The sequence below is a fragment of the Streptomyces sp. NPDC091209 genome, assembly GCF_044757755.1.
Taxonomy (GTDB): Bacteria; Actinomycetota; Actinomycetes; order Streptomycetales; family Streptomycetaceae; genus Streptomyces.
The window spans coordinates 82,095-97,398 of sequence record NZ_JBIVVR010000010.1 but is presented as its reverse complement, the minus strand read 5'-3'; the positions used below and the strand labels follow the sequence as shown (position 1 = coordinate 97,398).

General features: G+C 74.4%; 3 protein-coding genes. All 3 read left to right on the top strand.

What is annotated here, in order from left to right; all coding sequences use genetic code 11:
* The first annotated feature begins 201 nt into the window (after positions 1 to 201).
* The 3 genes from ACIQRL_RS27650 to ACIQRL_RS27640 all read left to right on the top strand — a co-directional run bounded on the left by ACIQRL_RS27650 (position 202) and on the right by ACIQRL_RS27640 (position 15,288).
* The gene (locus ACIQRL_RS27650; protein ID WP_401336613.1) at positions 202 to 6,492 is read left to right on the top strand and encodes an amino acid adenylation domain-containing protein; all 6,291 of its coding nucleotides are present in this window, start codon (positions 202 to 204) and stop codon (positions 6,490 to 6,492) included.
* A 61-nt stretch (positions 6,493 to 6,553) separates the two neighbouring features.
* Positions 6,554 to 13,894 carry an amino acid adenylation domain-containing protein gene (locus tag ACIQRL_RS27645; protein ID WP_401336611.1) on the top strand — a complete coding sequence of 2,447 codons (7,341 nt, stop codon included), beginning with the start codon at positions 6,554 to 6,556 and terminating at the stop codon, positions 13,892 to 13,894.
* On the top strand, positions 13,891 to 15,288 hold the full coding sequence (locus ACIQRL_RS27640) for a cytochrome P450 (RefSeq protein WP_401336608.1): 1,398 nt from the start codon (positions 13,891 to 13,893) through the stop codon (positions 15,286 to 15,288). Before ACIQRL_RS27645 ends, ACIQRL_RS27640 begins: the two co-directional genes overlap by 4 nt.
* Positions 15,289 to 15,304 lie beyond the last annotated feature (16 nt).

The window sequence follows — 15,304 nt, the reverse complement described above, 5'->3', positions numbered from 1 at the left end:
GATCCGTGAGGAGTTCCTGGGGCTGCTGCCTGCCCGAGGGGAACACGCGCCCCGGAGAGCACGGACGTAATGCCTGCGGCCCCGGCACACCGCCCCACCCCGCACCGGCAGTCGAATCTGCTCACGACGCTGCGTCTTCTTCCCTGGGGACCGTGCCCGGCCGGCGGCAGGCTGCTGGGAAACACGGCTGGGAGGCTCACAGTGACAACAGGACCGGCCCCCGAGAGGGCACCGCACGACGTGGACACCCGCACGGCATCCTTCGCGCAGCGTCGGCTGTGGTTTCTGGACCAGCTGGCGGGCTCCTCCACCGGATCGATGCTCCCGCTGGTCCTGCGGTTGCGGGGGGTCCTGGACGCCCGACGGCTGGAGCGGGCGCTGGGCGGGATCGTGGTCAGGCACGAGGTTCTGCGCACCCGGTTCACCGCCGTCGACGGGGAGCCGGTGCCCGTGGTCGACGCCCCCGGGGGCTTCACGCTGCGGCGGATCACGGCCGACGGGCCGGCTGATCTGTTCGCCCGGTGCCTGGGGCGTCCCGTCGACCTGTCCGCCGGGCATCCGGTCCGTGCCACTCTCGCCCGCGTCACCGAGGACGAGCACCTGCTGCTGATCGAGGTCCATCACATCGCGGTGGACGGGTGGTCCTGGGGCGTGCTGCTGGAGGAACTGGCCGCGGGCTACCGTTGCGAGCCCGTCGACCCGCTCGCCGTGCGGTACGCCGACCTCGCCCGCGCGCAGGCGGAACGCCTCCGCGGGGAGCGGCTGGAGCGGCTGCTCGGGCACTGGCGGGACCGGCTGGCCGGGCTCACCCCGCTCGACCTGCCCACCGACCGGCCGCGGCCCCGCGTCTGGGACGGCTCCGGTGATGTCGTCCGCTTCGGCCTGCCCGCCGAACTGGTCGCCGCCGTGGACGCCCTGGCCCGCTCCCGACGTGCCACCCGCTACATGGTCCTGCTCACCGCCTACCAGGCGCTCCTGGGTCACTGGTCGGGCCGCACGGACGTCGCCGTGTGCAGCACGCTCGCCGACCGTGCCCAGCGCGGCGCCGCCGCGCTGATCGGCCCACTGGTGAACACCGTCGTGCTGCGCACCGACCTGTCCGGCCGACCCGGCTTCCACACGCTGCTGGACCGGGTGCGAAGCCGCGTACCCGGTGACCTCTCGCACGCCGAGGCCCCCTTCGACCTGGTGGTCGGCGCGCTGGGCGGCTCCCGCGACCTGTCCCGGCATCCGCTCGCCCAGGCGTCGTTCACCCTGCTCAACACCCCCATCCGGCCAGTGCGGATGCCGGGCCTGGACGTGTCCCTCGTCGAGCCGCCGCTGACCGAGACGCCGCTGGACGTCTTCCTGGACCTGACCCTGCGCGCGGACGGCAGCATCGCCGCGATCCTCCAGTACGCCACCGCGCTCTTCGACGCCGCCACGATGAGTGCGTTCGCCCGGGCCTACGTGGCACTGCTGCAGGCAGTCGTCGCCGACCCCGCAACGCCCGTCCAGGACCTGGCCCGTGCACTGCCCGCCGGGCCCGGCGCGCCCGCCCGCCCCCGCCCCGAGTGGCACCACGCCCCCGACCGTCCCGCGGGCCCGCCGGAGGCGATCGCGTTCTCCGGCCGGGCCGACGCGGCCGCGCTGCTGTGCGGCGACGACAGCGCCACCTACGGCGAACTCGACAGCATGTCCGGCGGACTCGCCGCCGCACTCCAGGCAGTCGGCGTCACCCCGGGCGACCCCGTGGGCGTCCTGCTGCGCCGCGGTTTGTGGTCGGTCGCCGCCATCGAGGGGATCTGGCGGGCCGGCGGCGCGTACGTGCCCCTCGATCCCGAACTGCCCACCGAGCGGCTGACGTTCATGGCCGAGGAGGTCGGTCTGGCCTGCGTTGTCACCGATCCGGTGACGGCCGCCACCGCCGGCCCGCTCGCGCCCGCCACGGTCGATGTCACGGCCGTCCCCCCGGACCCCGACGGCCCCCGCCACCGGCCTCATCCCCGGCAACTCGCCCATGTCGTCTTCACGTCCGGGTCCACCGGCCGGCCCAAGGCGGTGGGCGTCGAACACGCCGCGCTCGCCTCGCACGTGGCCGCCGCCCGCCGGCGCTTCGGCATCACCGCCGCCGACCGGGTGCTCGCCTTCGCCTCCTTCTCCTTCGACGCCTCCCTGGACCAGGTGCTGCCCGCTCTCACCTCGGGCGCCACCGTCGTCATGCGCCCCGAGGAGCCCTGGCTGCCGAGTCAGGTACCGGAGATCGTCCAGCGGCACGCCCTGACCGTCGTCAACGTGCCGCCCACCTACTGGGCGGAGCTGACGCTCTGCCTCGACCGGCGGCTGGCCGCGGCCCTCGCACCGCTGCGCCTGCTGGTCCTCGGCGGGGAAGCCGTCCCGGCCGACACCCTGGCCGCCTGGCGGTCCGCCGTTCCGTGGGTGCGGGTGTGCAACGCCTACGGGCCCACCGAGACCACGGTCACCGCCACCACCCACGACGCCGAGGACCCGCCCCCCGACAGCGTGCCCATCGGCCGGCCGCTCGGCGACCGGCGCGTCTACGTGGTGGACGCCGACGACGCGCAGGTGCCGGTCGGCGTCTCGGGCGAACTCCTCATCGGCGGCACCGAGGTGGCCCGCGGCTACCTCAACCGCCCTGCCCCGACCGCGCGGAGCTTCGTACCCGATCCGTACGGTCCGCCCGGCAGCCGCCTGTACCGCACCGGCGACATCGTCCGCTGGACGCCCGCGGGAGAGCTGGAGTTCGTCGGCCGCCGCGACGACCAGGTCAAGATCCGGGGCTTCCGCGTCGAACTCGGCGAGGTGGAGACCGTGCTGCGCGCGTCCCCGTCGGTCGCCGCGGCCGCCGTCCGCCCCGACCGCGCCACCGGACGCACACTGACCGGCTACGTCGTCCCCGCCCCGGACGCGACCTCGGCGCCCGACCGGGCGGAACTGCGCGCCTGGTGCGCACGCTATCTGCCGCACTACGCCGTCCCCTCCGACTTCGTCGTCCTGGAGACCCTCCCGGTCGGCGTCTCCGGCAAGCTCGACCGCTCCGCACTGCCCGATCCGTCCCGGACCCGGGCGGGCGACGACCGCGCGCACACTCCGCCGCGCGACGAGACCGAACGCGTCGTCGCCGAGGTGTGGGCCGACGTGCTGGGCCTGGACGAAATCGGCATCGACGACAGCTTCTTCGACCTCGGCGGACACTCCCTGCTCGCCACCATGGCGGTCTCCAGGATCGCCCAACGGCTCGGGCGGGACATCGAGTTGCGCACCGTCTTCGAGCACCCGACGGTGCGTGGCTTCGCCCCGTGCGTGGCCGGCGCCCGCACCTCCGGCACGGCCGAGGTGGTCCCCGTCGACCGCACCCGGCCGCTCCCGCTGTCCTTCGCGCAGGAACGGCTGTGGTTCCTGGACCGCACCTCGGACCGCGGCGACTCCTACCTGCTGTGGTACTCCTGGCGGGTGCGCGGCGGACTGGACCGCACCGCCTGGCAGCAGGCCCTGGACGATCTGGTGGCACGGCACGAGGTGCTTCGCACGGCGCTGATCGAGAGCGACGGCCGCCCCGTGCAGCAGGTGTGCGACCCGGTGAGCGTCCCGCTCCAGTGGGAGGCCGCGCCCGAGGCACCAGACCTGGACGCACGCCTGGAGGCCGTACGACGGCAGGCCGAGGCGCTCGCCACGCGCCGCTTCGACCTCGCGCGGCCGCCCCTGCTGCGGGCCGGGGTGTGGGAGCTGGCCGGTGACGACCACGTGGTCCTGCTGGCCCTGCACCACGCCGTCACCGACGGGTGGTCCAAGGGCGTCCTGCTCGACGAACTCGCCCAGCACTACGCGGCCCGCCTGGCGGGCCGGGAGGCGGCGCCGGCACCGCTGCCCGTCCAGTACGGCGACTTCGCCGTGTGGCAGCGCGAGCGCACCGACAGCGGTGCCCTGGAGCCGCAACTCGCCTACTGGCAGCGGACGCTGGAGGCCGCGCCCGCCCTCGAAGTGCCCACCGACCGGCCCCGGCCGACCGCGTTCACCGGCCGCGGCGGCGCCGTCGAGGTCGACCTGCCCGCCCCGCTCGTGGAGCGCGTGGACGCCTTCGCCCGCGAGCGCGGCGCGAGCCGGTTCATGGTGCTGCTGGCCGCCGCCCAGGCCGTCCTCGCCCGCTGGTCCGGTCAGACCGACGTATCGGTGGGCACCCCCGTCGCCGGCCGCGGCCGGGTCGAACTGGAGCCGCTGGTGGGCTTCTTCGTCAACACCGTCGTCCTGCGCACGGACCTGTCAGGGCGCCCCGACTTCGCCGGACTCGTGGACCGGGTACGGGACGTCGTCCTGGGCGCCTTCGACCACCAGGAGGTTCCCTTCGAACGGGTCGTGGAGCGGCTACGCCCCGAGCGCGACTTGTCCCGCAACCCCCTGTTCCAGGTCATGGTGGACGTCCAGGACGCCTCCACGGGCGGCTCCGGACTTCCGGGCCTGGACACCACCGACTTCCCGCTGCCGTGGAGTTCGGCCAAGTTCGACCTCACGGCCACCTTCGTGGTCCGCCCCGGACGGTTCGCCCTCAACGTCGAGTACGCCGCCGACCTGTTCGAACCGGCCACCGTCACCCGTTTCGCCCGCCATGTCGGCAGGCTGCTGGAAGCCGTCGTCGCCGACCCCGGCACCCGGGCCGACGAGGCACCACTGCTCACCACGGGAGAACGGGACCGCCTGGTGGCGTCGGCGGGGCGGGACGCCGCGCCCGCGCCGAGGTTCCGGGTGGCCGGCCGGCCGGACGACCCGGCCGTCGTGTGCGAGGGGACGACCCTCGAACACGCCCGACTGGACGCCCTGACCGGCGGGTTGGCCGCCGCCCTGACCGACGGGGGAGTGGCCCCCGGCGACGCCGTCGGCGTGTGCGTCGGCCGGGGTGTGTGGTCCGTGGCCGCGATGCTCGCCGTCTGGCGGGCGGGTGGTGTCTACGTCCCGCTCGACACCCTGCTGCCCGAGGAGCGGCTGCGGTACATGCTCCAGGAGGCCGGGGTCCGGCATGTCGTCTCCGACGCGCGCAACCGCGAGAAGGTCACCGCGCTCGGCATGGCGGTGGTCGACGCCGACGAGGTCCGGCCGCAGCCCGACGGCCCCTGGCACACCCCCGACCCCGGCGACCTGGCGTATGTCATCTTCACCTCCGGCTCCACCGGCCGCCCCAAGGCGGTCGGGGTCGAGCACCACGCCCTGGACGCCCATGTGGCCGCCGCACGCGAGAAGTTCGCGCTGACGGCGCACGACCGGGTGCTCACCTTCGCCTCGACCTCCTTCGACGCCTCGCTGGAGCAGATCCTGCCCGCGCTGACCGTCGGCGCCGCGGTGATCGTGCGCCCGGACGAGATCTGGGCCGTGGAGGAACTCGCCGACCGGGTCGCGGCCGAGCGGGTGACCGTCATGGAACTCACCCCCTCCTACTGGGCGGAGCTGGTGTCCCGGCTCGACCTGCTGGCCCCGCGCCTGGCGTCCCTGCGACTGCTGGTGACCGGGGGAGAGGCGCTGCCCGCCGATCCGCTGGAGCGGTGGTTCGCGTACCTTCCCGGGGTGCCTGTGCTCAACACCTACGGGCCCACGGAAGCGGTGATCTCCGCCACCGCGCACAGCGTCGCCGCCGTCCCACCCGGCGGGGTGCCCATCGGCCGGCCCCTGGGCGGTCGCCGCGCCTACGTGGTCGACCCCTTGGGCGAACTCGTCCCCGAGGGCGTACCCGGGGAACTCCTGCTCGGAGGGGCCGAGTTGGCCCGGGGCTACCTGGCGCGGCCGGCCCTGACCGCCGAGCGGTTCGTGCCCGACCCCTTCGGCACGCCCGGCGGCCGGCTCTACCGCACCGGTGACGTCGTACGCCGACTGCCCGAAGGCGAGCTGGAGTTCCTCGGCCGCAACGACGACCAGGTCAAGATCCGCGGGTTCCGTGTCGAGCCGAAGGAGGCCGAGGCGGTGCTGCGCCGGCACCCCGGAGTGCGGGGCGCGGCGGTCGTCGTCCGCACCCTGCACGGCGAGAAGGCGCTGGTGGGCTACGCGGTCGGCAGCGGCCTGTCGGAGGAGTCCCTGGAGACGCAACTCCGGTCCCAACTGCCGCACTACCTGGTGCCCTCGGCGATCGTCCTGCTCGACGCGCTGCCCCTGACGGTCCAGGGGAAGCTGGACACCGCCGCCCTGCCGGAGCCCGCGGCACGCGAGCGGCACGCTTTCACGGCGCCGCGCACCCCGGCCGAGACGGTCGTCGCGCAGGTCTGGTGCGAGGTGCTGGACCTGCCCCGGGTCGGCGTCCACGACGACTTCTTCGTCCTGGGTGGCCACTCGCTGCGCGCGGTGGCGGTCGCCTCCCGGCTGCGCACCGCGTTCGACTGCCCGTTGCAGGTCCGGGACCTGTTCGAACACCCCACGGTGGCGGGGCTCGCCGCCGAGGTGGAGCGCCGGCTGCTGGAGCTGATCTCGCAGATGAGCGACGACGAGATCGACCTCTCGCTCACCGACTTCTGAGCGCCCGCCGCGCCCGCCCTGCCCCAGGACTTCTTCCCGAGTTCGAGATCGGAGTTACCCGATGACCACATCCGATATGCGCCCCGGCCCCCTCGCCCCGGCCGATGGGCCGTCCCCGGCCGACAAGCTGTCCCCGCCCGGCGGCCTGTCCCCGGCCGCCCGGCGACTGCTGGAGCAGCGGCTGCGCGGCCGGACCGCCGTACGGGACGACGGTCTCGTACGGACCCGTCCCCGCCCCGACCGGACCCCACTGTCCCCCGCCCAGCAGCGCCTGTACTTCCTGGACCGCCTCGACCCCGGCGCCGCCACCTATCTGATGCCCGCCGCCTGGCGGTTCACCGGCCCGCTGGACCCGGCCGCCCTGGGCGCGGCCGTCGCGGACCTGACGGTCCGGCACGAGCAGCTGCGGACGGTCTTCCCCGAGCACGAGGGCATTCCGTACCAGCGGCTCCTGCCCGCCGACCCCGACTGCCTGGAGGTCGTGGAGACGGGCGGCCCGTCCGGCGCGGACCGCGAGCGGCGGGTTGCCGCCGCCGTGCACGCGGCCGCGGTGCGCCCCTTCGACCTCGCCCGGGAACCCGCCTTCCGGGCCACCCTCGTCCGCGCCGACGACGACGACCACGTGCTGGTCCTGGGCATGCACCACATCGTCGCCGACGGCTGGTCGCTCGGCCTGATCGTCCGCGACCTCACCGAGCTGTACCTGGCCAGGACGCGCCAACGCCCCGCCCTGCTCCCCGAACTCCCCCTGGAATACGCCGACTACGCGATATGGCAGCGGCAGGGCGACCCGTCCGCCGCCCTCGACCACTGGCGCTCCCGGCTGGCCGGCCTCACCCCGCTGGACCTGCCCACCGACCACCCGCACCCCGACGCCCCCGGCAGCGGCGGCGCCGTCCACACCGTCACCCTGCCCGCCGCGCAGGCCGACGCCCTCACCGAGCTGAGCCGGCGCGCGGGCACCACGCCGTACATGACGGTGCTGGCCGCCTTCCAGGCCGCGCTGGCCTTCCACAGCGGGCAGCAGGACATCGCCGTCGGCACCGTCGTCGCCAACCGTGAGCGGGCCGAGACCGAACAGCTCGTCGGGTTCTTCGTCAACACCCTTGTCATGCGCGGCGACCTCTCCGACGACCCGACCCCGGCCGCGCTGCTCGCCCGAACCCGGGGACGCGTCCTGGAGGCGTTCTCGCACCAGTCGGTGCCGTTCGAACAGGTCGTCGACGCGCTCAGCCCGGAGCGCGACCTCGCCCGCAACCCCCTCGTCCAGGTCCTCTACACGCACACGGACACCACGACCTCCCGGTTCGACCTCGCTGCGGCCACCGGGGCGCCGTACCGGATCGACCTCACCACCGCCAAGTTCGACCTCACACTCGACCTGCGCGACGGCGACGGCCGCACCGACCTGGCGTTCGTCTACCGGACCGACCTGTTCGAGGAGGCGTCCGTCGCCGCGCTCGCCCGGCACACCGTGAACCTGCTTCAGGCGTTCCACGCCACCCCCGACACCCCGCTCAGCGCCATCGACCCGCTGACCCCCGCCGAACGCGCCCACCTGCTCGGCCCGGACGGACCCGCCAACGCCGGCCACGAGCCCCTGACCGTCCCGCGCACCGCCGCCGACCGCGTCGCCGGGTGCATCGCCCGTACCCCGCACGCGGTCGCCGTCAGCGGAGCGCACTCCCTGACCTACGCCCGGCTCGACGCCCGCGCGTCCCGCCTCGCGCAGCGGCTGCGCGCGGCCGGGGTCACCCGCGGCTCGCTGGTCGGCGTCTGCCTCGACCGAACCCCCGACCTGGCCGTCGCCCTCCTCGCCGTCTGGCGCGCCGGTGCCGCCTACCTGCCGCTCGACCCCTCCCACCCCAAGGCCCGCCGCGAGTTCACCGTCCAGGACTCGGGCATCGACTGGATCGTCACCGACACCGGCACCCGCGCCGCCGTCGACGCACTGCCCGTCCGGGTGATCGCGCTGGACGAGGACGGCGCGCCGCAGTCCCTGAGGAGCGAGGACGGTGCGCCGGAGCCGGTGCGGACCGAGGGCGGTGTGCCGGAGCCCGCGTGGACCGACGACGTCCGCCCGGCACCCGACGACCTCGCCTACGTCATCTACACCTCCGGCTCCACCGGCCGCCCCAAGGGCGTCGAGGTCACCCACGGCAACCTGGCCTGGCTGCTGGACGCCGCCGACCGGCACTTCGACTTCGGCCCGGACGACGTGTGGACGCTGATGCACTCGCCCGCGTTCGACTTCTCCGTGTGGGAGCTGTGGGCGCCGCTGGCGAGCGGCGGACGCGTCGTCGTCCTGACGGCGGACGAGGTGCGCGATCCGGTGGCCGTGCACCGGGTGCTGCGCGAGGAGGGCGTCACCGTCCTCAACCAGACCCCGGCCGCCTTCAAGGGCCTGCGCGCCCACCTGGAGGACGCTGGTGGCGGCTTCTCCGAACTCGCCCTGCGCACTGTGGTCTTCGGCGGTGATGCCTTCGACGTCCGCGACTACCGCGGCTGGTTCACCGCCCCGGGACACCGGCCCGCCCTGGTGAACATGTACGGGATCACCGAGACCACGGTGCACGTCACGATCCGCACCATCACCGAGCAGGACGTCGTCGCCGGCGTCCGCTCTCCCATCGGCCGCCCGCTGTCCGGACAGCACGGCTACGTCCTCGACGCCCGGGGCCGGCTCGTGCCGCCCGGCAGCACCGGCGAGCTGTACGTCTCCGGCGGCGGCGTGGCCCGCGGCTACCGCAACCGGCCCGAGCTGACCGCCGAACGCTTCCTCGACGACCCCTTCGCCGCGCCCGGCGCCCGCATGTACCGCACCGGCGACCTGGTCCGGGTGCTGCCCGACGGCCAGCTGGCGTACGTCGGCCGCGCGGACCACCAGGTGAAGATCCGCGGCTACCGCATCGAGCCCGGCGAGATCGAGACCGCCCTGCGCGCCCTGCCCGGCGTCGCCGACGTGGCCGTGGTGGCCCGCCGCGACGGCGGCACGGCCCGCCTGGCCGCCCATGTCGTCACTCCGGAGGCCCGCCCGCTCGACACCGACGCCCTGCGCGAGGGGCTGCGGCTGACCCTGCCCGACTACATGGTCCCCGCGCTGTTTGTCCGCCACGAACGCCTCCCGCTGACCGCCAACGGCAAGGTGGACCGGGCCGCGCTGACCGCCGCCGTCCCCGCCGCGACCGCGCAGCACACGCAGGTGCCGCCCGAGGGGCAGGTGGAACAGGCCCTGGCCGGAGTGTGGAGCCAGGTGCTCGGCGCCGGACACGTCGGCCGCGGCGACAACTTCTTCGACCTGGGCGGTGACTCCATCCTCGCGCTGCGACTGGTCGGCCTCGGACGCACGGCCGGGCTCGCCTTCACCGTCGCCGACGTCTTCCGCGCCCGCACCCTGGCCGACCTCGCCGCCCTCGTCACCGAAGCCGTCGAAGCCCCGGCCCCCGTCGCCCCGTTCTCCCAGCTCGACCCCGCCGACGCCGGCCGCCTGCCCGACGGGCTCGACGACGCCTATCCGCTCACCATGCTCCAGGCCGGCATGCTGCACGAGATGCTCGCCGACCCCCGGCGCGGCGCCTACCACAACGTCACCGACCTGAAGATCACCGTGCCGGAGGGCTTCGACCTGGGCGCGTTCCAAGCGGCCGTGGACGCGGTGGTCGCCGGGCACCCGATCCTGCGCAGCTCCGTCGACCTCGTCTCGTACCGCGAACCCCTCCAGCTCGTCCACCGCGCCGCCCGTCTCCGGGTCGGCTACACGGACCTGCGTGGCCTGCCGCGCGAGGAACAGAGGGCGCGGCTGCGCCAGTTCGTCAACGAGGAGTTCGAGTACCGCTTCGGCCTCGCCACCGCGCCCCTGGTCCGCATCCACCTTCACCACATCACCGACCACGACCTGCGGCTCGTCCTCACCGACTGCCATGTCGTGCTGGACGGCTGGAGCCTGACCTCGCTCGTCGCCGACCTGCTCGCCCTGCACCGGGACGCCGTCGCCCACGGCACCGCCCCACGGCCGCCGCAGGCCCCGCCCTTCGCCGAGTACGTGGCGCTGGAACGTGCCGCCCTGGACAGTGAGGAGTCACTGACGTACTGGCGTGAACGCCTCGCCGACCTGCGGCCGGTGACCCTCCGGCGGCGTGCGGCGGGCGCAGGTGCGGACCGGCAGCCGGTGCACGAGGTACGGCGCTCCTACGCCCACCTCGCCGAACGCATCGGCCGGCTGGCCAAGGATGCCGGGGTACCCCGCCGTACCGTGCTGCTCACCGCCTTCCACCACACCATGAGCCTGTTCGCCGACCGCGACGAGAGCGTGCTCGGCCACAGCATCGGCCTGGTCACCAACGGACGGCCCGAGCTGCCCGGCGCGGACCGGATGCGCGGACTGTTCCTGAACACCGTGCCGTTCGGCGTCGCCCGCCCGCGCGCCGACTGGCGTTCCTACCTGCGGGACGTCTTCGCGGCCGAGCAGGACATGCTGCCGCACCGCAGGGTGCCCCTCGTACGCATCGCCCGGCTGCGTCCCACCGAGCCGAACCTGACCGACACGGTCTTCAACTACGTCAACTTCCACCGGCTCTCGCACGACTCCTGGGACGAGTCCCTGGAGATCGCCCGGACCATGTTCCCGCTGCTGGTGAACGCCAGCGTGAACGCCTTCACCCTCGACGTGGACCCCGAGTTCGTCGACCCCGTCACGGCCGAGCAACTGGCCGACGTGTACTGCGCCCAGCTGGAGGCCATGGTCGAGGGTCCGGACGCCCGCGTCACGCGCCCCGCGCTCACCGGCGCGGCCCGCGCCACCGCCCTGGACGTCTGGGCCCGCGGCCCCGAGATCCCCTCCTCCCCGCTGCTGTTCCACGAGCACATCGCAGCCCACGCCGCCCGCACCCCGCGCGCGGTCGCCGTCGAGTACCGCGGACAGCGGCTGACGTACGGCGAACTCGACGGGCAGGCGGAGCAGTTGGCCCGACGGTTGCGCCGGCTGGGGGTCGGCCCGGAGACCGTGGTCGGCATCTGCGTCGAACGCGGCCCCGACCTGGTGCGCGCCGCCGTCGGCGTGCTGCGCTCGGGCGGCGCCTTCCTGCCGCTGGATCCGCAACACCCCACCGAGCGGCTGGCGTTCATGGCCGAGGACAGCGGCATGCGGGTGCTGCTGACCCAGCGGGCGCTCGACGGGACGGTGCCGTTCCAGGGGCCCGTGATCCAACTGGACGCCCCCGCCGGATACATGGACCCCGTTCCGGGCCGCCGGCCCGACGCCGACACGCTCGCCTACATCATCTACACCTCCGGCTCCACCGGCACCCCCAAGGGGGTCGCCATCCCGCACCGCGGCCTGTCCAACATGATCGAAGGCCAGCGCGACCTGGTGCGCCCCCGCTCCAGGGACCGGGTCCTGCAGTTCGCGTCCTTCGGATTCGACGCCTCGATCCTGGAACTCACCTGGTCCCTCGCCAACGGCGGCCGCCTGATCACCGCGCCCAAGGAGGACCTGCGCCCCGGCCCCGACCTCGCCCGCACCCTGCGCAGGGCACGGGTCACCGGCGCCATGCTGCCGCCCAGCGCCCTGGCCGTGCTCGGCGAGGACGACTTCCCCCGGCTGCGGGTGCTCCAGGTCGCCGGCGAGGCGTGCCCGGCCGAACTCGCCGACGCCTGGTCACGCGGCCGCCGCTTCCAGAACGTCTACGGCCTCACCGAGACCTCCGTGTGGACCCTCTCCGCCGAACTGAGCCCCGGCCAGGGCCACCCGCCCATCGGCACCCCGGCCCGCAACACCCGCGTCCACGTCCTGGACGACGACCTCCAGCCGGTCCCGGTCGGCGTGCCCGGCGAGATCTACCTCGGCGGACAGGGCGTGGGCCGCGGCTATCTCGGCCGTCCCTCGCTCACCGCCTCCACCTACGTCCCCGACCCCTACGGCGCGCCCGGCGAACGGCTGTGCCGCACCGGCGACCTGGGCACCCACCGACCCGACGGCTCCGTGGAGTGGCTCGGCCGCCGCGACGCGCAGGTGAAGCTGCGCGGCTTCCGCATCGAACTCGGCGAGATCGAGCACGCGCTGCGGCGGCTGCCCGAGGTCGGCCAAGCCGTGGTCCTGCACCGCACCGATCTGCCCGGCGAACCGGCCCTCGTCGCCTACCTCGTCCTCCGCGGCCCCGGGCGCCCCGGCCCCGGTGAACTGCGCCGCGCCCTGCGCGCCTCACTGCCCGCGTACATGGTGCCCGCCAGGTTCGTCCTCCTCGACGAGCTGCCGGTCAACCGCAGCGGCAAGATCGACAAGCGCGCGCTGCCGCTGCCGCCGGCCGAACTGGCCCAGCGCGACACCGAGTACGTGGCCCCCGCCACCCCGGCCGAGAAGATCCTCGCCGAGATCTGGCGCGAGGTGCTGGGCCTTGCCCGCGTCGGCGTCCACGACGACTTCTTCCGCCTCGGCGGCAGCTCCCTGTCCACCGTCCGCGTCTCCCTGACGGCCGCCGGACGCGGACTGCCGGTCTCCGTCGGCGACCTGATCGAGCACCCGACGATCGCCCAGCTCGCCGAGCACGCCACCCGGGCCGCGGGCGACGGCCTGCCCACCGCCGTCACCTCCGAGGTACGGCTGCGCGAGGGCGCGGGGGAGCCGCTGTGGTGCGTGCACCCCACGGGCGGCAGCGCCGCCTGGTTCGTCCCGCTCGCCCGGGCCCTGCCGCCCGGCCGGCCTGTGCACGCCTTCCAGGCCCGGGGACTGCTCGGCGGGGTCGACCCGAGCACCGTGACCGGGATCGCCGCCAACTACGTCGCCGAGATCACCGACCGGGGCGACAAGGGCCCGCACGCCCTGCTCGGCTGGTCCATGGGCGCCAACATCGCCCTGGAGATGGCCACTCAGCTGGACAGCGCCGGTCACCCGGTGGCGCCGCTGGTCCTGATCGAGCCGTATCTGCCCAACCTTGCCGCGCGCGACCGGTTGAACGGCGTCACCGAGGACCTCCGTACGGCACTGCGCCAGCGGAACGGGCTGCGCGGCATGCCGCCCTCCGCGGAGCGCGACCGGGCCACGGCCGAACTCACCGCCACCCTGCTGGGCGCGGGTATGAGCCCGGCCGAGGCGGCACTCGTCGAGGACGCGCCCATCGAGGTGTGGCACTCGCTGCTCGCCGCCCTCGCCGGTTACGAGGTCCGCCCGTACCCCGGACATGTGCACCTCGTGGTCGGCAGCGAGGCCGCCGGCCTGCCCCGGGGGCGCACCATGCCGGGCCTGGACGTCGACTACGACACCTACGTCGCACGCTGGCGCGAACTGGCCGGCGGCGGACTCACCCTGCACGTCAGCGAGGGCGACCACATGTCGATGATGGCCGAGCCGAGGGTCGACGGCATCGCCGACATCCTCGTCGCGACCGAGGCGGGAGAGGCCCGATGACCACCGCTGCTCCGATGACCACCGCTGCGTCGATGACCGTCGCGGCCGCCGGGACAACGGCGGCCGTCGAGATCTCCGTCTCCCCGGTGGCCGTCGCAACCGCCGCCGCACCCGCGGCCGTTGCGACCACGGCCTGCCCGGCGGCCACCGTCCTTGCCGGTGCTCCGGGCGCCGCCGCACCCGCCTTCACCGAGCGGTACCTGCTCTCTCCGGAGATGGTCGCCGATCCCTACGGCCGGCTCGACGCCCTGCGGGAGCATGCTCCCGTCTACTACAGCCCGTTGCACCACGCCTGGTTCGTCACCGGGTACGACCCGCTGATGCGCTGCCTGCGCGACCCCGCCGTCTCCGCCGACCGGGTACGGCCCTTGATGGACGCCGTGCCGCAGGGCGCCCGCGAGGATGCCGAGCGGGCCTTCGGGATCCTGTCCCGCTGGATGGTCTTCAACGACCCGCCGCAGCACCGCAGGCTGCGCCAGGTCTTCCAGGAGGCGTTCGCCGCCCGGGCGGTGGCCCGCTACCAGGCATTCACGGAGAAGGCGACCCGCGCCGTCCTCGCCCGCAAGGCCGTGCCGGGCCGCACCGGCGACCTCATGGCCGACGTCGCCAAGCCGCTGCCGGCGCTGGTGTTCGCCCGCTGGCTCGGCATCCCCCGCACCGACGCACCCGCCTTCTGGTACTGGAACGCCCGCGTCGCCGACCTCGTCCTCGGCACCGCCCAGGAGGAGAGCGAGTACCGGGCGTCCCTGCAGGCGCTGGTGAGCCTGGAGGACTATCTCGCCGACCTCGTCGCCCGCCGCCGCGCCGAACCCGCCGACGACCTGATCAGCCAGGTGCTGCGGGAAGGCCGGGTGGGCGAGTCGGTCACCGAGGAGGAGTTCGTCGGGATGCTCACCCAGATGGCGTTCGCCGGCGGGGAGACCACCAGCAACCTCATCGCGAACGCCGTCCTCGCCCTGCACACCCGGCCCGACCAACTGGCCGCCGTCCGCCAGGACCCCGGCCTGGTGCGGGGAGCCGTGGAGGAGACCCTGCGCCTGGACGGACCCTCCAAGATGTCGATCCGCACCGCCGTCCGCGACCTGGAGCTGGACGGCCGCACCCTGCGGGCGGGCGACCGGATCTTCCTGGTGACCGCCGCCGCCAACCGCGACCCGGCCCGCTTCCCCGACCCCGGCCGGTTCGAGGTCCGCCGCACCGGCGCCACCCACCTCGGCTTCGGCTTCGGCGCCCACTTCTGCATCGGCGCCGCACTGGCCCGGCTGGTGGCCGTGGCCGCCGTGGGCACCCTGGTCCGCGACCACCCGGGCCTGACCCTGGGCGACCCCGGCGCGCTGAACTGGCAGCCCTCCCTGCTCAACCGCAGCCTCACCGCCCTGCCCGTCAGCTACTGACCGGACCTCCGCAAAC